The organism is Arthrobacter sp. NPDC093125 (assembly GCF_044754225.1).
Taxonomy (GTDB): domain Bacteria; phylum Actinomycetota; class Actinomycetes; order Actinomycetales; family Micrococcaceae; genus Arthrobacter.
Genome location: NZ_JBIVOQ010000010.1, coordinates 1 through 18,719, shown reverse-complemented (window position 1 = coordinate 18,719; position 18,719 = coordinate 1). Strand labels below are relative to the sequence as shown.

At 62.9% G+C, this 18,719-nt stretch carries 18 protein-coding genes; 9 read left to right on the top strand and 9 right to left on the bottom strand.

Features of this window, described 5'->3' with window-relative positions; translation table 11 throughout:
• Window positions 1–49: 49 nt before the first annotated feature.
• The 4 genes from ACIP9X_RS16370 to ACIP9X_RS16355 all read right to left on the bottom strand — a co-directional run bounded on the left by ACIP9X_RS16370 (window position 50) and on the right by ACIP9X_RS16355 (window position 4,469).
• Window positions 50–946, bottom strand: coding sequence for a carbohydrate ABC transporter permease (locus ACIP9X_RS16370; RefSeq protein ID WP_400480812.1), 897 nt, complete (start codon window positions 944–946; stop codon window positions 50–52).
• A gap of 2 nt (window positions 947–948) precedes the next feature.
• Entirely contained in the window at window positions 949–1,926 is a 978-nt protein-coding gene (locus ACIP9X_RS16365; RefSeq protein ID WP_400480811.1) for a carbohydrate ABC transporter permease, read from the bottom strand.
• Between the two features lie 28 nt (window positions 1,927–1,954).
• Window positions 1,955–3,286 (bottom strand): extracellular solute-binding protein, encoded by a 1,332-nt coding sequence (locus ACIP9X_RS16360; protein WP_400480810.1) that lies wholly within the window; start codon window positions 3,284–3,286, stop codon window positions 1,955–1,957.
• A gap of 181 nt (window positions 3,287–3,467) precedes the next feature.
• A complete protein-coding gene (locus ACIP9X_RS16355) occupies window positions 3,468–4,469 on the bottom strand; it encodes a LacI family DNA-binding transcriptional regulator (protein WP_400480809.1) in 1,002 nt (333 codons plus the stop codon).
• Between the two features lie 180 nt (window positions 4,470–4,649).
• Between ACIP9X_RS16355 and ACIP9X_RS16350 the strand changes: the two genes are divergently transcribed.
• The gene (locus ACIP9X_RS16350) at window positions 4,650–5,906 is read left to right on the top strand and encodes a D-arabinono-1,4-lactone oxidase (RefSeq protein WP_400480808.1); all 1,257 of its coding nucleotides are present in this window, start codon (window positions 4,650–4,652) and stop codon (window positions 5,904–5,906) included.
• A 98-nt stretch (window positions 5,907–6,004) separates the two neighbouring features.
• Here ACIP9X_RS16350 and hxlA read toward each other — a convergent pair whose 3' ends face one another.
• Window positions 6,005–6,628: a 3-hexulose-6-phosphate synthase gene (gene hxlA / locus ACIP9X_RS16345; RefSeq protein WP_400480807.1), complete on the bottom strand. Its 624-nt coding sequence runs from the start codon at window positions 6,626–6,628 to the stop codon at window positions 6,005–6,007.
• 73 nt (window positions 6,629–6,701) lie between these two features.
• Window positions 6,702–7,304, bottom strand: a complete 603-nt coding sequence (gene hxlB, locus ACIP9X_RS16340; protein ID WP_400480806.1) for a 6-phospho-3-hexuloisomerase — start codon at window positions 7,302–7,304, stop codon at window positions 6,702–6,704.
• A 201-nt stretch (window positions 7,305–7,505) separates the two neighbouring features.
• Here hxlB and ACIP9X_RS16335 point away from each other — a divergent pair, with 201 nt between their 5' ends.
• The 3 genes from ACIP9X_RS16335 (at window position 7,506) to ACIP9X_RS16325 (ending at window position 10,419) form a co-directional block, all read left to right on the top strand.
• Entirely contained in the window at window positions 7,506–8,843 is a 1,338-nt protein-coding gene (locus ACIP9X_RS16335) for a LuxR C-terminal-related transcriptional regulator (protein WP_400480915.1), read from the top strand.
• 42 nt (window positions 8,844–8,885) lie between these two features.
• Complete coding sequence (locus ACIP9X_RS16330; RefSeq protein ID WP_400480805.1) at window positions 8,886–9,458, top strand: GNAT family N-acetyltransferase; 573 nt, start codon at window positions 8,886–8,888, stop codon at window positions 9,456–9,458.
• Window positions 9,459–9,609: 151 nt separating this feature from the next.
• A complete protein-coding gene (locus ACIP9X_RS16325; protein WP_400480804.1) occupies window positions 9,610–10,419 on the top strand; it encodes an IclR family transcriptional regulator in 810 nt (269 codons plus the stop codon).
• Window positions 10,420–10,481: 62 nt separating this feature from the next.
• Here ACIP9X_RS16325 and ACIP9X_RS16320 read toward each other — a convergent pair whose 3' ends face one another.
• Both ACIP9X_RS16320 and ACIP9X_RS16315 read right to left on the bottom strand, forming a co-directional pair.
• The gene (locus ACIP9X_RS16320; protein ID WP_400480803.1) at window positions 10,482–11,708 is read right to left on the bottom strand and encodes an aromatic ring-hydroxylating dioxygenase subunit alpha; all 1,227 of its coding nucleotides are present in this window, start codon (window positions 11,706–11,708) and stop codon (window positions 10,482–10,484) included.
• Window positions 11,709–11,788: 80 nt separating this feature from the next.
• A complete protein-coding gene (locus tag ACIP9X_RS16315) occupies window positions 11,789–12,991 on the bottom strand; it encodes an NAD(P)/FAD-dependent oxidoreductase (protein ID WP_400480802.1) in 1,203 nt (400 codons plus the stop codon).
• 275 nt (window positions 12,992–13,266) lie between these two features.
• Here ACIP9X_RS16315 and ACIP9X_RS16310 point away from each other — a divergent pair, with 275 nt between their 5' ends.
• From ACIP9X_RS16310 to ACIP9X_RS16295, 4 genes are all read left to right on the top strand, one after another.
• Window positions 13,267–13,617, top strand: coding sequence for a bifunctional 3-phenylpropionate/cinnamic acid dioxygenase ferredoxin subunit (locus tag ACIP9X_RS16310; protein ID WP_400480801.1), 351 nt, complete (start codon window positions 13,267–13,269; stop codon window positions 13,615–13,617).
• Window positions 13,618–13,654: 37 nt separating this feature from the next.
• Window positions 13,655–15,613, top strand: a complete 1,959-nt coding sequence (locus ACIP9X_RS16305) for a BCCT family transporter (protein WP_400480800.1) — start codon at window positions 13,655–13,657, stop codon at window positions 15,611–15,613.
• A 120-nt stretch (window positions 15,614–15,733) separates the two neighbouring features.
• The gene (gene moaA, locus ACIP9X_RS16300) at window positions 15,734–16,855 is read left to right on the top strand and encodes a GTP 3',8-cyclase MoaA (RefSeq protein WP_400480799.1); all 1,122 of its coding nucleotides are present in this window, start codon (window positions 15,734–15,736) and stop codon (window positions 16,853–16,855) included.
• 5 nt (window positions 16,856–16,860) lie between these two features.
• Window positions 16,861–17,127, top strand: coding sequence for a MoaD/ThiS family protein (locus ACIP9X_RS16295; RefSeq protein WP_400480798.1), 267 nt, complete (start codon window positions 16,861–16,863; stop codon window positions 17,125–17,127).
• A 79-nt stretch (window positions 17,128–17,206) separates the two neighbouring features.
• On the opposite strand, the gene ACIP9X_RS16290 is transcribed toward ACIP9X_RS16295, so the two are convergent.
• Window positions 17,207–17,518 carry a DUF6457 domain-containing protein gene (locus ACIP9X_RS16290; protein ID WP_400480797.1) on the bottom strand — a complete coding sequence of 104 codons (312 nt, stop codon included), beginning with the start codon at window positions 17,516–17,518 and terminating at the stop codon, window positions 17,207–17,209.
• A 372-nt stretch (window positions 17,519–17,890) separates the two neighbouring features.
• On the opposite strand from ACIP9X_RS16290, the gene ACIP9X_RS16285 reads away from it, so the two are divergent.
• The coding region (locus ACIP9X_RS16285; protein ID WP_400480796.1) for an alcohol dehydrogenase catalytic domain-containing protein at window positions 17,891–18,719 on the top strand (829 nt) is incomplete at its 3' end.

Genomic DNA, 18,719 nt, shown 5'->3' with positions numbered 1-18,719 from the left:
TTTCTCCTTTTGGTTGAACAGGTTCGTTGGAAGTAATCAGAAGGCCGGTTCAGGTGCCGGCCAGTCCCGTCGTCGCAACGCCCTTGATGATCTGGCGCTGGAAAAACAGGAAAACCAGGATGAGCGGCAAAGCTGCAAGCAGCGCGGATGCCATGTTCTGGGCATATTGGATTCCGTAGGCGCTCTTGATGGTCTGCAGTCCCACCGGAAGAGTCAGGATGGACCCGTCGTTGGTGGAGATGAAAGGCCAGAGGAAGTTGTTCCATGCGCTGATGAAAACGAAGATGGCGACGGCGGCGAGGATGGGTCGTGAGAGCGGCAGGATGATCTGTATGAAGATTCTCATCCGGCTGGCACCGTCCATCACCGCGGCTTCCTCGAGTTCACGCGGGATTTGATCAAAGAACTTTTTGAGCACAAACACCATGGCGGGATGAATGACCTGCGGCAGGATGACCGCCCACGGCGTGTCGATCATGCGCATAGCGACCATTTGATAGAACAACGGAATCATCAGCACCGGCGGCGGGATGATGATTGAGGCGATGATCACCGTCATCAGCACTCTCTTGCCCCGGAAGTCGATCCTGGACAGGGCATAGGCGACCAGAGCAGAGGTGACCAGCGTGATCACCGTGATGGCCGCCGACGTGTAGAGCGAATTCCACGTCCACAGCGGAATGTTGCCGTCCTGGAACACTCTGACGAAGGCATCCGCGGTAAAGCCCGACGGCGGGAACCAGCTCACTTCCGATGCTGCGGCGTCGGTCTCGCTCTTGAAGGCCGTGACCGTAGCCCAGGCGAAGGGAACGAGCCACAGGACTGCCAGGAGTGCGGCGACCGCAGTCACGGCGGCCCTGCCGGCAGTGATCTTCCGGCGGGGTTTTCGGGTCGCTGGTGCGGTGGCAGTGTGCGGAGCGGGGCGGGTGAGTGTCTGGGTTGCCATGGTTATGCACTCCTGCGGCGCGTGACGAAGAACTGCATGACCGAGACGACCACGATCAGCCCGAAGAAAATGTAGGACACGGCTGCGGAGTAGCCCAGCCGGTAGCCGGTGAACCCGGTTTCGAAGATGTATTGCACAACCGGCCGGGTGGAGCCGCTGGGTCCGCCCGCCGTCATCTGGTAGACCTGATCGAAAATTTTCAGTGATGCCAGGATCTGGAGAAGAACGATCATCACGGTGGTCGGTGCCAACTGCGGCAGGGTGATGGAGAAGAACTGCCGCCAGGCTCCTGCCCCGTCCAGGGATGCCGCCTCGTAGTGCTGGTGGGGGATGTTCTGCATGGCCGCCAGGTACAACAGAAAGTTGAAGCCGACCGTCCACCACAGCGTTGCGATCACGATTGACCACATCGCCACATTCGGGTCATTCAGCCAGGCCACCTTGGGCAGCCCGATTTTGGACAGTGAGTCGTTGATCAGCCCCAGCTGCGGGTTGTACATCCAGGTAAAGAAGAGCGAGACCACCGTCGAGGCGAGCAGGTACGGAGCAAAGTAGGAGAGCCGCCACAGCCACTGGGCAGGCAGCCCGACGTTCAGCAGTGCTGCCATGACCAAGGCAACGAGCACCAAGGGAACGGTGCTGATCACCGTGAAGTACAGCGTGTTGCCAAGGGAACGCCACATGTCCGCGTCGGCCAGGGCCTCAGCGTAGTTGGCCAGACCGATCAGGCTGTCATTGGCACCGGTAAGGGACTTGCCGGTCATGCTCATGAACAGGCCGTAAAGGATGGGCCAGACGAGAAAGACCAGGAAGAATGCCAGGAACGGGGCAGCGAACCCCCAGCCTGTCAGGTTGTCCCTGGTCTTGCGCGCACGGGGCGGGCCCAGGGAGGATGCCGGGCTGGACGGGTCTTGACCGGGCTGGCGCAGGCGGGACGATGCTGCACGCTCGCCGCTTTGGGATGTTGCTAAGGAACTCATCAGGGACTCCTTTGTCGCTCGTGTGGCCTCAGACCGGATTGGGCCGGGAAAGAAGGGTGTTGGTGCGGTGCACGAAGGCATCCCAGCCGTCGGCTGCCTTGTCGCGGCCGAGGAGTACGTTCTGTACGTTCTCGGCGAAATATGTTTGCCAGTCCGAGCCGGAGCCGCTGAACCAGGACTCCGGGTCGTAGGTGATGATGTCCGCCGCGTTGGCGTAATGAGTCTGAGGGGTGAGTTCCCGGTATGCCCGTGACTGCACGACCGGCTGGTAAGCGGGAATGTGTCCGGCCTCGGCCCAGGACAGCGATCCCTTGAGGACGTCGCTTACGAACTTGTACACGTTGCGCCGCTTCTCGTCGTCGTCGTTTATTTGCCTCGGCAGGACAAAGGAATGTGAGTCGGCATAGGCAGCTGGCGTTCCATAGAGCGTGGGGATCGTTGCCGCATCGACCGGCAATCCAGCCTTTTGGAGTGTGGGCAGTTCCCAGACGCCGCTGAACAGCATTCCTGAACTGCCGCGGGCAAATTCGGCAATACCCGTACTGATGTCCCCGCTCTTGGCTGCGACCGTGTCGTCGAACAGGGACGCCATGAACTGGAGGGACTCGACCGCTGCCTCCCGGTCGGCCTTCATCGGCTGCCCGGGAGTGAGTTCCATGTCCACGCCGTGCTGCTTGTAAAGCGTGTAGAAGAGACGCCACATCTGGGACCCGCTGCCAAGGTAGCCGAAGGACAGGCCGTGAGCCGTGGTCACTTTCTGCATCTCGCGGGCCATCCCGATGAACTCCTGCGGCGAATTTGCCGCCTGCAACTGTCCGTTGGGGGCGAGGACTCCGGCTTTGCCGGCAACGTCGGTGTTGTAGAACATCACGAATGGATGGGAGTCCAGGGCGACGGAGAAAACCTGCCCATTCTGTTGGCTCTTGTCCCAGATCCTGGGAGCGAAGCTCTGCGGCGTCACGCCGTGTTCTGCCAGCAGGGACATGTCCCACGGGTCGATGAGTCCGCCGGGCGCGTAGCCCGGAACCCGGCTGGCGTGCATGATGGCCAGCTCCGGCGGACGGCCCCCGGCGGAGGCCATGGCCAGCTTCGTGTAGTAGGGAGGCCCCCACGCCAGAACGGTTGGATGAACGGTGAAACCCGGATTGCCCTCGTTCGCCTTGCTGATCATTGCCTGCATCTTGATGCCGTCACCGCCGGACAGCAGATGCCAGAAGTCAATGTCCTGCACTGCTGCGTTGGCACTCCCTCCGCAGCCCGTGAGGCCGGCCGCCGCGAACATGCTGCCCAGGACAGCCGAGCCTGCCAGTAACTGCCGCCGGGTCACTTGTTTCCCGGCAAAAGAATCGAATTGCTTCACCCGTCACTCCTTTGGATGGGTCCGCTGAAAACTAGGTCCTTGTGGCACACCACCTCTGAATACGGCCAGTTCCCTGTGGGACAAGCAGGGCCCGGTGTGACGCAGATCCCACATTACATCGATGTAATGGGTCCCACAAGGAAAAATTGTTAGCGCCAACAATTTGATGGTGGAGTCTCGATTAGCCCCTACTGCTGTCCCGCTCGACGATCTTGTAGTCGACGGTGGCCACCCTTTGCCCCCCGCCACGGTCAGCCATGCGCTCCGTCAGCAGCCGCAGCGCCTCGGTGGCTATGCGCCGCTTGTCGAAGGACACGGTGGTCAGGGAGGGCACGGCATATTGGCCATCGGCAATGTCGTCGAAGCCTGCCACCGCCACGTCTTCCGGGACCCTGATCCCCCTCTTCCACAGCACGCTCAGCGCGCCGATGGCCATGGAGTCGGTAAAGCAGAACAGGGCCTCGGGGAGCGGGTTCGAATCCAGATACGAGGCTAGCGCGTCGGCAGCCGTCTGGGGTGTCCACTTCTCGCAGGGGATCAGCAGGGAGTCGTCCCGGTCAATACCGAGCTCATCAAGCGCCATCTGGTAGCCGCGCGTGCGCAGGATTGCTGCGGCCGAGCTCCTGCCCTCGGCAGTTCCGAGCACGGCTATGCGACGCCGTCCGGTTCGGGCAAGTGCCAGCGTCATGTCGCGGGCAGCAGCAACGCTGTCCACCCACACGCGGTCAGCCAGCTTTTGGGAGACTTCCCCGAGCAGGACCACCGGGGGCAGCGAGACGCCCACCTTGACGGCGCTCTCGTCCAGCACCACTGGATTGAGGATGAGGCCATCGACGAGATTGGACCGGGCCTTGGAAAGGAGTTCGTATTCGCGCTGCGGATCGGATCCCGTTTCCTCAATCTGGACGCTCCAGCCCTGCTCGTGGGCAACTTCCACCACGCTGTGCGCAATTTCGGCAGAGTAGGGGGTCGCCAGGTCCGGCAGCGCCAGGGCAATGACGCCCGACCTGCCGTTGCGCAGGCCGCGGGCGGAGAGGTTGGGCACATAGTCGAGTTCGAGCATGGCCTGCTCCACCCTAAGCCGGGTGGATCCGCTGACCGGCACGACGCCGTTCATCACATTCGAGACGGTCTTGGGGGAAACGCCGGCGCGACGCGCGACGTCCTTGACGGTTGCGCGCACTGCTCCCCTTTCACGGGTCAGGTTTCACGGGTCCGGACGAATCCAGTCGCCCAGGCGACTGCTGCATTGACTACTGCTGATGATGTTACCGTCCGCGCCCGCGGACAGCGCCGGAAGGGTGTTGACAAGGAGGTTGTTAGCGCTCACAGTGGAAGCATGCATCCCCACCGGAAAGTCCCAATGAAGAACTGGGCAGGAAATCTGGACTACTCGTCAACGGACGTCGAGCGGCCTGAATCGGTGGCTGAACTTGCCGAGCTGGTGGCAGGCGCCACCCGGGTCAAGGCCCTTGGCTCGCGGCACTCCTTCAACCAGGTGGGGGACACCGACGGCGTGCACGTGCTGCTGGACGCCCTGCCGCAGCGCATCGAACTCATCCCGGACCGGCAGACTGTGCATGTCAGCGGCGGAGTCAGCTACGGCGCCCTCTGCCGCACGCTGGAAGAGTCCGGCGCCGCCATCCATAATCTGGCGTCGCTGCCTCATATTTCCGTGGCAGGCGCAGTCCAAACGGGCACTCACGGCTCCGGCGTGAACAACCTCTCCCTGGCCGGAGCGGTAGTGGGCATTGATATGGTCCGGCCCTCCGGTGAGCAGGTATCGCTCTCCCGTGCGGACGGGGATGAGTTTCTGGGAAGCGTGGTGGGTTTGGGCGCCTTGGGCATCGTGACCGGCCTAGAGCTCGCCGTCACGCCAAGCTTCGCCGTGCGCCAGCGCGTTCTGGAGAACCTGCCGTGGGAGCGGGCGCTGGCGGACTTCACGCAGCTGGTATCCAGCGCGTACAGCGTCAGCCTTTTCACCGACTTCGCGGGCGAGTCCATCAACCAGGTCTGGCTCAAGGCGCTGGACTCGGAGCCCGCCGTGAATGACCTCTTTGGCGCCACGCCTGCCGTCCACCCCCGGCACCCACTGCCGGGCATGTCAGCCGAGAACTGCACAATCCAGATGGATAAGCCCGGGCGCTGGCTGGACCGGCTGCCGCACTTCCGGCACGAGTTTACGCCCAGCAAGGGCGAGGAACTGCAGAGCGAGTTCATCCTGCCGCTTGAGCACGCTCCTGCCGCGCTCGAGGCGGTCCGCAGCCTTGCGGACAGGCTCGCGCCGCTGCTTTTTGTCTCCGAGATCCGAACCGGCGCCGCGGACGAATTCTGGCTGAGCCCCTTCTACCGCCAGCAGAGCGTTGCCGTGCACTTCACCTGGAAGCCGCTGCAGCCTGAAGTGGAGGCCGTTTTGCCGCAGCTCGAAGACCTGCTTCGGCCGTTCGGTGCCAGACCCCACTGGGGCAAGCTCTTCACGCCTGGCGGCCACGACTGGGAGACGCTCTACCCCCGCTTAGCCGATTTCCGCCTGCTGGCAGCGGCGCACGATCCCGAGGCCAAGTTCCGCAACGGGTTGCTGGACAGCATCCTCGGGGCGCCCGCGGTGAGCGCACGATAAGTCGTTGCAGCATTCGTCTGCCCAAACGACAGCGGATCGACCGCCGCCCTAGGGCGACGGCCGATCCGCTGTTCGTTTGCCGGATGAACCGAGCGAGACTAGATGATCGCGGCGCGCAGTTCCTTGGCTGCAACGGCGGGGTCCGCAGCGCTGTAGATGGAACCGCCGACGACGGCGACGTCAGCGCCTGCGCGCTGCACCGCGTTGATGGTGGAGAGGTTTACGCCGCCGGCCACGGAGAACGGCACGCGGGCTTCCTCGCCGGCGCTGAGCAGCACGTCCAGGTTGTAGCCCGGCTTGGCCTGCTCATCCAGGCCGGCGTGCATCTCTACGAACTTCGCACCCAGCGCGCGGGCTTCCTTGGCCCGGGTCACCTTGTCCTCGACGCCAATCAGGTCAACCACGACACCCTTGTTGTGGGCCTTGGCTGCCTTGACCGCACCGGCGATGGTGGAGTCATCGGCACCACCGAGGACCGAGACGAGGTCAGCGCCGGCGGTGAAGGCGATGTCAGCTTCCAGTTCACCTGCATCCATGGTCTTCAGGTCGGCGAAGACGATCTTGTCCGGGTGCGCGGTCTTCACAGCGGTCACGGCGGACAGCCCGGCGTTCTTCACGAGCGGGGTGCCGAGCTCGATGATGTCCACATATTCGGCGACCTGGCCGGCGAGCTCCAGGGCGGCTTCAACAGTCAGGACATCCATTGCAACTTGCAGTTTCATAAGGTGATTCTCTTTCTCTTTTGCGGTGAGGCTGGGTTTTAGTCGGTGAGGTCTTGGGTCAGCGGGTAACCGCTTATTCGAGGTTCGCGTGGCGCTGCCAGAGTTCCTCCGGCGTTGCGGCGTCCTCGTCCCAGAGGCTTTGGAACACCGCTTCGGTGGTGGCAAACAGCACCTGCTCGAAGAGGCTTCCCGAGTACTGCCGGGAGAGGCTGGAGCCGTGGTCCGTCTTTTGTGCGGCGGGGATAATCACGACGGCGGAGGCCGCCTTCGCGAGTGGGCTACCGGCGTTCGTGGTGTAGGCGGCGATCCGGGCACCCTGGGCGGCGGCAGTTTCCGCGGCCTTGACGACGCCGGCAGTGGTGCCGGAGCCGGATGCCGCCAGGAGCAGGTCGCCGGAACGGATGGCGGGCGCGGTGATCTCCCCGACGACGTGCACGGTCAGCCCGAGGTGCATCAGCCGCATTGCCGCCATTTTCAGGACGAGGCCGCTTCGCCCCGCTCCGGTCACGAAGATCCTGTCAGCCAGCCTCAGTTCGGTTACGAGGGCTGCGACCTGCGCCGGATCGACGTTCTGGAACACACCGCTGATTTCGTCCTGGACAAGGCTCCGGTTGCGGTCAAAGGACCGGGACACATCGGCCAGGGCGGCGGGATCGGTTTCTGAGACGACGCTCATTGGCAGGTACCTCCTTCAGGAAAGTTGTTACCTGTCCATCCTCACCCGCCTGATGAGTGGGTCCAACGCTATGATCGGACGGTCTTAACCACCCAAAGGGGTAGGCAAATCTGCGAAACGCCGTAAACTGGGCAGGTGGTTATTCCCCTCGAAGCTTCCGAAACCAGCCGCCTTGCCCCGCTGGACGTCGGGCTGCCGGACCTGAACACGCTCGTGCTCCACGCGCAGCCGCTGCTTCAGGCAATCGCCGCAGTGTCCACCGCGACGCTTGCCACCATCGCCGCGCAGCTGCGGGAGGCGACGCTTCCCTATGTGGGCAGCAGCGCCCTCATCATCTTCACCGAAGACTGCACCGGGCGGCCCCAAAAGAAGGCCGGTGACGAAGCCATCATCAGCCGTGTATCCGTTGCCGAACTCGACCACCTTCGGTCGTTGGTGACGGGCGACGGGAGCGCCGGGGACGAAGCCCGGTTCGCAGGTGAAGCCGGGCTCGCAGGCAACGGCGGCGGCTCCCCCTGGCTCGGTGAAGCGGTCCTCGGCGGCGAGAAACGCCCGGTCCTGGCCCTGTCCTCACCGAGCAATGCGCTGCTGGTCCTCGCCGATCCCCGGCCCCTGCCGGATCCTGTTGACCGGGGCCCGGCGGAGCGGCTGCTCCGTTACCTTTGGACGCTGGCGGCCGAGCGGATCCGGGAGAAGGTGGCGGATGCACCGCCGTCGTACCTCATTGAATCCCGTGCGGCCTCCGCCGAACGGGTAAGTGTGACGGCAGAACTCGTGGACCGGCACTCTACCACTCTCGAAACCCTGCTCGCCGCGCTGCGCTCCCCGGCCCTCACAGACGACGCCGCACGCAAGGCGGCCACCGAAACTGCCGCCAAGGCGCTGGTGGGACTGCGTACGCTTAATGACCGCACCACCGAGCTGGTGGAAGAGCCGGTGTCCTCGGCGTTCCAGCGCCTCCGCGACGACCTGAAACCGCTGATGCACTTCAGCGGCATTGACGTCCAGTTCATCGAACCTCCCGTCAACGGCCGTGCCCTGCCGGGCGAGGTGGCCCATGCGGCCCGCGCGATCGTCCGGGGTCTCGTCCTCGCGATGGTAGACCAGGGCGGAGTGCGCCGGATCAGGACGCAGTGGGACTGCGACGGCGAGAACCTGCTGGTCAACGTGCGCGACGACGGCCCGGGCGAACTGTCCGAAGAGGCACCAAACATGGCCCGTCTGGGTAGCCGTGTTGAAGCCCTGAACGGCCGGATGTCGGTAGACGTGATGCCCGGGTGGGGCGCCGACGTCGCCGTCGCAATCCCCCTCGATCCGCCGGCCCGCCAGATGGCCGACGTCTCGGAATGGAAGCTCGGCGACCGCGAGCTGGAGGTGCTCCAGCTGCTGGCCGCCGGACAGCGGAACCGAGCCATCGCCGCGAAACTGCACATCAGCGAAAACACGGTGAAATTCCACCTGCGGAACATCTTCCGCAAGGTGGGCGCGTCGTCCCGCACCGAAGCCATCGCGATGGCCCACAGCAAGGGCCTGCGGTAAGCCCGGGCTTGGAGTGAGCCGCGAACGAAAGGACTGAGCCACATGGCGATCCTGGTCCGTCCGGCAACCCGGTTCGAGGACGTGCAGTCGGTGATTGGGCCGAAGCGGCCCGACGCCAGCGTGTGCTGGTGCCTGAGCTACCGCATCCCCTCCAAGCAAAACCTTAAGGTGCATGGCACAGAACGTGGCGAGCTGGTGAAGCAGCTGGTCAAGGAGGACCCGCCGCCAGGAGTGCTCGCGTACGACGGCGACAACGTGGTGGGCTGGGCCGCCGTCCATCCGCGGGCGGACACCAGCTTTGCCCGCAACCGGAAGATTCCACATGTGGACGACCTCGACGTCTGGTCCGTGTGGTGCATCCGGGTTCGCCCGGGGCATCGGGGCGGGGGCATCTCGCATCACCTGCTGGCGGGCGCCGTCGAATTCGCCCGCTCGTACGGAGCACCCGCCGTGGAAGGCTATCCCGTGGACAACCAAGGCAAGAAGGTTGATCTCACCATGGCCTATGTCGGCACGCGAACACTCTTTGAACACGCCGGGTTCAGCAAAGCGGCGGACACTGACTCTATTCTCAATGGCTTCCCACGAGTGCTCATGCGCCTTAACCTGGGCTGAACTTTGGCCCCGCCGCGTTAAAGCGCTTAACCCAATGTCTGATCAGTCACACATCCCGGTCTAGGATCAGACTGTGGAATTAAACGGGAGGACGCTGCGGCGGCCTTGTGGCGGGTAAGCGTGCCGCAGAAATTACTCGAGAGTACGGAGCATGGCACGTAACACTAACCCTGAAACTGAGATCGAGAGCGAGGCAGGCCAGCACGGCGGCGTCCAGTCGGTAGACCGCGCTCTCGCAGTCCTGGAGATACTGGCCCGGGACGGCCATGCCGGCGTGAGCGAAATAGCCGAGGAGATGGGCATTCACAAGTCCACCGTTTCCCGGCTGCTGGGGTCCCTCGTCAGCAGGGACATGGTCCACCAGAACAGCGAACGGGGCAAGTACCAGCTGGGCTTCGGCATCCTGCGGCTGGCCAGCTCCATCCCCGGCAGGTTGAGCCTTGTCCGTGAAGCCCGGCCCGTTCTGGAGAGCCTGGCCGATGCCTTCAAGGAAACTGTGAACCTGGCCGTGCTGCGCTCGAACTATGCCGTGAACGTCGACCAGGCCATGGGGCCCTCCTCGCTCGCCATGTACGACTGGGTAGGCAGCCTCACCCCGCTGCATGCCACCTCCAGCGGGAAGGTTCTGCTGGCAGCGCTGCCCGTGGACGACCGCGACAGGATCCTCAAAGAGACGGGGCTCCCTGCACGCACACCCCTGACTATCACCAACAGGGACAAGCTGGAAAAGGAGCTCCTCAAGATCTCCCATGACGGCTACTGCATCAACCGTGAAGAGTTCGAAATCGGGCTCAACTCGATGGCCGTCCCGGTATACAACCACGTGGGAACAGTCATTGGTGCCATCAGCATCTCCGGACCCGCCTTCCGCTTTGACCCGGAAAAGACACCGGGACTCCTTGAAGCAATGACGGAGGCGGGGCTGCAGATCAGCGCCAACATGGGGTACACGCGGCGATGACCCCGGGCGGGTGGTCGGGGGTCATCGCCGGTGCCTGGGTGTTCCGTTAGGAGCGCCTGCCTTTAGGAGGCTGGGGTTGGGGTCTCTTTGCGCTGCAGGGTTTCGGCGCGTTCTTCCAGTGGCGGGGTGTCCTTGGTGAGGCCCAGCAGTGCTTCTCCGGAGAGCTGGACGTCGCCGACCTTTTCCTGGACCCAGTCGTGGAAAGCGCCGATGTGGTGTTCGCTGGGCACGAGCACGCCGCCCTTGGCGTAGGACTTGGAGGCCATGCCCGGCTGGCAACGCTCGCAGGCATCGAAGTCCTGCATGTTCACGCGGTGGAACAGCTCAACGGAGGCGCTGACGTCCTTGCCGGACTCCACCACGGAGGGCAGGTACAGCCAGTCACATTCAACGATCGTGTGGTCTGCGGACATCGGGAACATGCGGTGGATGATCACGTGGTCCGGAACCAGGTTCACGAACACGGTCGGCTTGATCGTGATCGCGTAGTAGCGCCGGTCCTGGTCCTCACCCACGCCCGGGATGACATCCAGGCCCTCGGAGCCGTCCACGGTGAAGCCCTTGATGTCCTCACCAAACTCCGCGCCGTGACCGACGAAGTACTGCGCGGCCAGCCCGTCAGCGAACTCCGGCAGCACCTCGGTCAGCTCCGGGTGGATCGTGGCGCAGTGGTAACACTCCATGAAGTTCTCAATGATGAGCTTCCAGTTCGCCTTCACGTCATAACGGATCCGGCGGCCCAGGGACAGATTCGCCACATCGTACCCGTCAATGGCATGCACGTCGCCCAGACGTTCCTCGATCGCGCCCATGACCTCCTCTTCGAAGGACGGCGGCTCCTCGGCCAGGCACACCCACACATAGCCCAGGTATTCACGGATGTGGACCTTGGACAGGCCGTACTCGTCCCGGTCAATGTCAGGCATCTTCGTCAGGTTCGGCGCAGCGATCAGCTTGCCCTCGAAGTCATAGGTCCAGGCGTGGTACGGGCACTGGAAGTTACGGGCCGCTTCGCCCTTTTCCTCCATGCACAGCTTCACACCACGGTGCCGGCAAACGTTGTAAAAGGCCCGGATCTGCCCCTTGCGGGTCCGCGAGATCAACACGCTCTCCCGACCCACCTGCACCGTCTGCCACGACCCGGGCTTGTCCAGATCAGCAGACCGGATCGCACAGAACCACATCTGCTCGAAAATACGCTCCTGCTCAGCCCGGAAAATAGCCGGATCCGTATACAAATGACCGCCCAGCGTCGGGATCAGGCTCGGCGTAGTTACCTCAACAGACAATGTGTACTCCTCAAGACGGCACTAACTAAGTGCGTGAAAACTGGTGCAATAAAGATTGGGTTTAGTACGACGGATGGGGCTTAAGGCGCAGCAGCAACCAAGCCGGGCTTGACCGCCGGCTTCGGTGCCGAAGCTGCCAGGCTTCGGCGCCATTTGGTGAAAAGCCGCGGCTGGTTCATGCCCAGGACCGCCACGGCATCGTCGCCGCGGTAGTACACGGCAACGAAGCTGTGCTCCTGGGGATCACCTGTCTCTATTTCGACCCGGTCGTAGCCGGCCGAGTGCCCGGCGAACTGAATCTTGACCCCGTGCTGATCAGACCAGAAGTAAGGCGGCTTCAACGGCTGTTCCGGGGCATTGCTGTCCAAGAGTGCCTGAACAGCCAGGGCTGCGCGCTCGAGTGCACCGGTCCAGTGCTCAACCCGGCGGTGGATCCCCGCCGCAGGATCGAACCAGGCAGCGCAGTCACCCACGGCGACAATCCCGGGAACGTTGGTGCGGCCCATGGCGTCGCACAGTACGCCCGGACCGAGTTCGACGCCGGATCCTTCCAGCCATTCCGTGTTCGGCTCGGCGCCAATGCCAACGACGACAACGTCCGTTTCCATGTGACGGCCATCAGCCAACGTGAGCCCGGTGACGGCGCGTCCGCCTGTATTGAACTCTTCGATGACGGCACCGCAGATCAGCCTGACGCCTTTGGCCAGGTGTAGCCTGGCGACGACGTCGCCCATGTCCTGACCGAGCTGTGCTGTAAACGGAACCGGTGCGTTGTTGATCATGGTCACCTCCATGCCCCGAGAGGCAGCGGCGGAGGCGACTTCAGCGCCAATGAAACCAGCACCGATGACAGTCATGCGGGCCCCCGGCACCAGCCTTGACGCCAGCCCCTGGGCATCTGCGATGGTCCGAAGGTAAAAAACATTCTCAAGCCCGTCCAGGGCCGGCAGTTTCCGGGCGCGCGCGCCCGTAGCTATCACAATGCCGTCGGCGCTGACGGAGCTTCCGTCGTGCAGCCGAATGGTTCGTGAAGCTGCATCCAAACCAATAGCTCCACCCCCTAGGAGCCACTCCGCCTGCAAGCCGTCATCATCGGTTTCCAAGAGGAGGTCTTCCGACGTGATGGTACCGAGCAGAAAGTCTTTGGACAGCGGTGGCCTGTCATAGGGACGGTGATGCTCATCGCCGATGATGACAAGCCGTCCAGCGAAGCCTTGAGCGCGAGCGGCCCTGGCGGCAGAGAGGCCTGCCAGGGAGGCTCCGACGATCGCAAGCGTCTGCATAATTCCCCACTTCTAATTGCTCTATACGCAACATGAATCACGATATGCAACAGGGTGAGGGATGCCACATGAAGCTGTCAACCTGCCCCGACGCAGAGGAAAATGGGTCCGTAACGGCAGAAAAAATCCTTGACATCCCCTGTGACGGAGCGCACGCTGTTGCATAAGGCGAACTGTGTTGATCCTTCCGGAACAAAGAAGCGGAGTCTATGACCGCGAGTTCACAACAGCATGAAAAATAAATTTCTTATCCCCGTACGAAATAGAGGTGCTTTATGCACAAGGCCTGCCCGCTAAGTGAACTCGCGCCCGGGGAGGCGCTACGGCTTAACACGGCACCACCCATCGCTGTCTTCCATACTGAAGAAGGCGAGCTTTTCGCCATCGACGACACGTGTACTCATCAGGATGCTTCCCTTGCCGACGGCTACGTTGAGGACTGCTGGGTCGAATGCCCGCTGCACGCTTCCAAGTTCAATCTGCGCACCGGTTCAGTTGACGCGCCACCGGCCAAACTCCCAGTCCGCCACCATGAAGTCAAGGTTGTTGACGGCGACATTATGGTCAACGAATCGGACGAGGCGCCCAACCTTCCTCCCGGGTTGACACCCGAAGGCCATGTCTAGGCCAACTCATGACTTTCGCCGAGCAAAGGACCCGCTCATGGCTGTAAAAACGACACCTGAACAACTGCCCGGCGACGAAAATCCGGCAGGCAACACAAACACGGCCCCCAGCAGCAAAGAGACCAACGAAGCATTAACCGTGGCTACTGTGGATGACCCGGAAGTGGCCACCCTCAATCCGGGATCCGCAGCACTCAGCCTGCAGGATACGGAAGAGACCGAACAGATCCTCCAAGAGCTGCGGCAGACCGAAGCTGAGCAGGCGGCCGCACTTGGCAGGCGCCGCTCTCTCCCCCTTGATAAAACTACCTTCGGCATCACCGGTGTCCTGGCCCTCGCCTTCGTCATCTGGGGTTTTGCCGGAAGGGACAGCCTGGCAACAACATCTCAAAACGCACTCGACTGGGTCATGCAGTACACCGGCTGGCTGTTTATGGGACTGGCCTCGCTCTTCGTGATCTTTGTCCTGTGGCTTGCCCTGGGCAAATTCGGCACCATTCCGCTGGGGAAGGACGGCGAAAAGCCCGAGTTCCGGACCGTGTCCTGGGTGGCCATGATGTTCGCGGCCGGCATGGGCATCGGGCTCATGTTCTACGGTGTGGCCGAGCCGCTTTACCACTACGTCTCGCCCCCGCCCGGAACGGTGGACGGACGAACGCCCGAAGCCGTCCAGACCGCCATGGCCACTTCGATCTTCCACTGGACCCTGCACCCTTGGGCAATGTACGCCGTGGTGGGCATCGCCATGGCCTACGGCAGCTACCGGCTGGGCCGCAGGCAGCTGATTTCCACCGCCTTCACCTCGCTGTTCGGCGTCAAGATGGTCGAAGGGCCGGTGGGGAAGTTCATCAACATCCTGGCCATCTTCGCCACCCTGTTCGGCACCGCCGCATCCCTGGGCTTAGGCACCCTCCAGATCGGCAGCGGCATGACCTCCAACGGCTGGGTAGGAGAAATCGGTACGCCATTCCTCGTGGTGATCGTCGCCATCCTGACAACCTGTTTCGTCGCCTCCGCTGTGTCGGGCATCAGCCGCGGCATCCAGTGGCTCTCCAACATCAACATGGTGCTGGCCCTCATCCTTGCCCTCACCGTCTTCGTCGCCGGCCCCACCCTCTTCATCCTGAACCTGCTCCCCGCCGCCGTCGGCAATTATGCCCGGGACCTTGCAGAAATGGCTTCACGAACCGAGGCAGTCGGCGATGAGGCTCTTCGCACCTGGATGTCCGGCTGGACTATCTTCTACTGGGCCTGGTGGATCTCCTGGACGCCGTTCGTGGGACTGTTCATCGCCCGAATCAGCCGCGGCCGCACCATCCGGCAGTTCGTCACAGGCGTACTGCTCGTGCCGAGTGTTGTCAGTGTTATCTGGTTCTGCATCTTCGGAGGCGCCGCCTTCCACGTGCAGCAGGAAGCCGACAAGGCCAACACTCCCGGCCTGGTCACCACGGTCGACGGGATCCCCTCCGTCAACTTTGACGGTGCCCTCTTCGACCTGGTCAAGAACCTTGGCATGCCCGTCTGGGCCACCGCCGCAGTCATCGTCCTGGCGATGGTCCTGGTCGCCATCTTCTTCGTCACGGGCGCAGACGCGGCCTCCATTGTGATGGGGTCGCTCAGCTCCAGTGGCGCCGAGGAACCCCGCCGCGGAGTGATCGTCTTCTGGGGCACGCTGACCGGAGCCGTTGCCGCCGTCATGCTCCTGGCCGGCGGCAATGAACCCTCGGAAGCCTTGTCCGGCTTGCAACGGATCACCATCGTCGCCGCCCTGCCGTTCGTGTTGGTCATGCTCCTGCTCTGCTTCGCTTTAACCCGTGACCTCCGCCGCGACCCGCTTTCCCTGCGGCGCCGGCTCGCCACAACCGTCATGGAACGGGCCATCCGTACCGGCGTAGAACAACACGGCGGCGTTCAGTTCGACCTCGTGACCACTCACGAAGGTGATGGACAAGGCGCCGACGGCTCTCCAAACCCTGGCGGAGACAAGCACGTCTAAGCCTGCAACTGTCCGTGCCGTGGCCGGCTTCTGCACGGCCGCGGCACGGACAGTGGTCGATCAATAACCGCCTAACCCGAAAGACTCTTCACTGAGGTGAAGAAACAGGTATAGAAAATTATGACTATTCAGCTGGGAATTCCCCGGCTCCCCGGCAGAAGCGGGGGTCTGCCCGTACTTCCCCCCCGTCCTTCCGGAGTTCCTGCCGGCCTTCTGGATCGGTTCGGGCGCCAGGCAACAGATCTCCGCCTGTCCCTCACCGACAAATGCAACCTGCGGTGCACATACTGCATGCCCGCCCAGGGCCTGGAATGGCTGTCCAAACAAGCGGTTATGACAGCAGACGAAATCGTGAGGGTTGTCGGTATCAGTGTCACCAAACTGGCCATCCGGGAACTCCGGCTTACAGGCGGCGAGCCCCTGGTCCGCCCTGACCTGGTGGATATTGTCCTCTCCCTCCGGAGACAGCACCCTGACCTGCCTATATCCATGACAACGAACGGCGTCGGACTGGACAAGAAAGCCCAGGCACTGAAGGACGCCGGGCTTACGCGCATCAATGTCTCCCTCGACTCCCTTCACCAAGAGACGTTCGAGTCACTCACCCGGCGTCCGTTCCTCAACAGGGTGCTTGCCGGAATCGAAGCGGCAAGCGCTGCAGGGTTGGGTCCGGTCAAGATCAACGCCGTCCTGATGCGGGGCATTAACGATGCCGAAGCGTCCGGGCTTCTCAACTGGGCCCTTGAGCACAAATACGAGCTCCGGTTCATTGAGCAAATGCCGCTGGACGCCGATCACGGCTGGACTCGGCAGGACATGATCACTGCTGCCGAGATCCGTGAACTGCTCTCCCAGGATTTCATCCTGACCCCGGACCTTCGGGAACGGGCAGGTGCCCCGGCAGAACGTTTCCAGATCAGGAGGCGAAACGCTGGTGGAGCCGGCACCGAGGGGCCGGTACTGGGCACGGTGGGCATCATCGCTTCTGTCACCGAACCGTTCTGCGGGGACTGCCGGCGCACACGCATCACGGCGGAAGGCAAGCTCATGAGCTGCCTGTTCTCCAGCGAGGAATTCGACCTGCTGGGCCTCATGCGCTCTGGGGCTGATGACGAAGAGCTGGCACGATGCTGGCAAGACGCAATGTGGATTAAACCGCGGGCACACGGCAAGGACCACTCTGGCCTCGATTCACCGGATTTCAAGCAGTCGGGCCGCAGCATGAGCGCCATCGGAGGCTGAATATTATGTTGGTACGATACTTTGCCGCCGCATGTTCCGCCGCCGGTGTGGAAGAGGAACGTCATGACCTTGCAGACGGTGTGACGCTCAATGAACTCCTGACGGCCATACTTGCGGTTGAGCGGCGCGAGCCTCCGGCGGGAACGCCTCCGCTGGCCGGGATCATCGCCCGAAGCAGTTTTCTCCGCAATGAAGTTGCTGTACGGGACCTGGGCCTGGGCCTTGGCAGGGAGGACGTCATCGACGTCCTCCCGCCTTTCGCCGGTGGATGAACGCTACCTGAATGTATTAGGAGTTGCCGCCCATCTGCGGTGGCCGAAAGGGCGGTGCCTGACGCGCGGACGGCCTGCCTCACCCGGCCGTGTTGCCTCCCCTGCCGGCGGCCCGCCTCTCGCACAGCGTGAATGCGATGTCGGCGGCCCTGACAGTCGCCTCGCTCGAAGTCGCTCCGGAACCCGCAGTTCCTTTACCGGCTTCCTGGCCGGCCGCATAACCCACCATGAAGGCCGTCACTGGCGCAGAAGCGTGTATCACTGAGTCTGCAGACCTCCTCGCCAGTTCAAGAAGTAGCTCCTGATCCACCTCCAGATCCGGGATCTGAAGTGCTTGCGCCAGCTGCTCGCTCCACTGGGCCAGAACTTCCTCTTCATTGTTGGCTGCCATGATGTCTCCTAGCTACGGTGTCTTGTCATGAGTGACTGGTGGCTCGACACTACAAGGCTTCCCCTGACAAGTCACCGGCTACTTGAGACTCCTGGGTCGCCTTGGGGCAGGGGGTGGCGGCTGCTCGTTGACACCCTTGTAACCCCCGAATTACCATCGTTCATATATCAGTCTTATACCAGTGTCATGTCAGGCTATCCTCCTTGCGGAGGTGCTCCGGCTGTGGCCTACTCCACACCACTAAGCCCCGACCGACAGTTGCACCCAAGGATGACCGTGCAATGCTTGTCAGCCGCAAAAAAACAGCCCTTGTAGGGAAATGCCGGAGGGCACGGCCACTCTGGCATACAGCGTGAAAGGAACGCGAAAGTTATGGTTCATAAAGTCAAGGCAGTGGTTGCGCTGGAGAAGGACGCTCCGGTGTCGTTGGAGACGATTTTGGTGCCGGATCCGGGTCCGGGTGAGGCTTTGGTGGATATCCTGACGTGCGGGGTGTGCCACACGGATCTGCATTACAAGCAGGGCGGTATCGGTGATGATTTCCCGTACCTGCTGGGCCATGAGGCCACCGGTGTGGTCTCCGCTGTCGGTGACGGTGTCACGGAGGTCGCTGTCGGTGACCGGGTGATCCTGAACTGGCGTGCGGTGTGCGGGCAGTGCCGGGCGTGTGCGAAGGGCCAGCCGCAGTACTGCTTCAATACCGCCAACGCCACGCAGAAGATGACTTTGGAGGACGGCACCGTGCTGTCCCCGGCTTTGGGGATCGGGGCGTTCGCGGAGAAGACCCTGGTCGCGGCGGGGCAGTGCACGAAGGTCGATGAGGACGCTGACCCCGCCGCGGTGGGTTTGCTGGGATGCGGTGTGATGGCCGGCATCGGCGCGGCGATCAACACCGGTGAGGTCAAGCGCGGGGAGTCCGTGGCCGTGATCGGCTGCGGCGGTGTCGGCATCGCCGCGGTCGCCGGCGCGAAGCTGGCCGGGGCGACCACGATCATTGCCGTGGACATCGACGAGAACAAGATCCAGATGGCCAAAAACCTGGGCGCCACCCACGGCGTGAACTCCCGCGAAGCTGACCCGGTGGAGGCGATCCGGGCACTGACGAACGGCAACGGCGCCGACGTCGTGATCGAGGCCGTCGGGCGCCCGGAGACGTACAAGCAGGCCTTCTACGCCCGCGACCTCGCCGGACGGGTGGTCC

Coding starts and splice junctions, on each gene's coding strand:
- ACIP9X_RS16370 (WP_400480812.1), bottom strand. CDS start 946: ATGGCAACCCAGACACTCACCCGCCCCGCTCCGCACACTGCCACCGCA.
- ACIP9X_RS16365 (WP_400480811.1), bottom strand. CDS start 1,926: ATGAGTTCCTTAGCAACATCCCAAAGCGGCGAGCGTGCAGCATCGTCC.
- ACIP9X_RS16350 (WP_400480808.1), top strand. CDS start 4,650: ATGAAGAACTGGGCAGGAAATCTGGACTACTCGTCAACGGACGTCGAG.
- hxlA (WP_400480807.1), bottom strand. CDS start 6,628: ATGAAACTGCAAGTTGCAATGGATGTCCTGACTGTTGAAGCCGCCCTG.
- hxlB (WP_400480806.1), bottom strand. CDS start 7,304: ATGAGCGTCGTCTCAGAAACCGATCCCGCCGCCCTGGCCGATGTGTCC.
- ACIP9X_RS16330 (WP_400480805.1), top strand. CDS start 8,886: ATGGCGATCCTGGTCCGTCCGGCAACCCGGTTCGAGGACGTGCAGTCG.
- ACIP9X_RS16325 (WP_400480804.1), top strand. CDS start 9,610: ATGGCACGTAACACTAACCCTGAAACTGAGATCGAGAGCGAGGCAGGC.
- ACIP9X_RS16315 (WP_400480802.1), bottom strand. CDS start 12,991: ATGCAGACGCTTGCGATCGTCGGAGCCTCCCTGGCAGGCCTCTCTGCC.
- ACIP9X_RS16310 (WP_400480801.1), top strand. CDS start 13,267: ATGCACAAGGCCTGCCCGCTAAGTGAACTCGCGCCCGGGGAGGCGCTA.
- ACIP9X_RS16305 (WP_400480800.1), top strand. CDS start 13,655: ATGGCTGTAAAAACGACACCTGAACAACTGCCCGGCGACGAAAATCCG.
- moaA (WP_400480799.1), top strand. CDS start 15,734: ATGACTATTCAGCTGGGAATTCCCCGGCTCCCCGGCAGAAGCGGGGGT.
- ACIP9X_RS16295 (WP_400480798.1), top strand. CDS start 16,861: ATGTTGGTACGATACTTTGCCGCCGCATGTTCCGCCGCCGGTGTGGAA.
- ACIP9X_RS16290 (WP_400480797.1), bottom strand. CDS start 17,518: ATGGCAGCCAACAATGAAGAGGAAGTTCTGGCCCAGTGGAGCGAGCAG.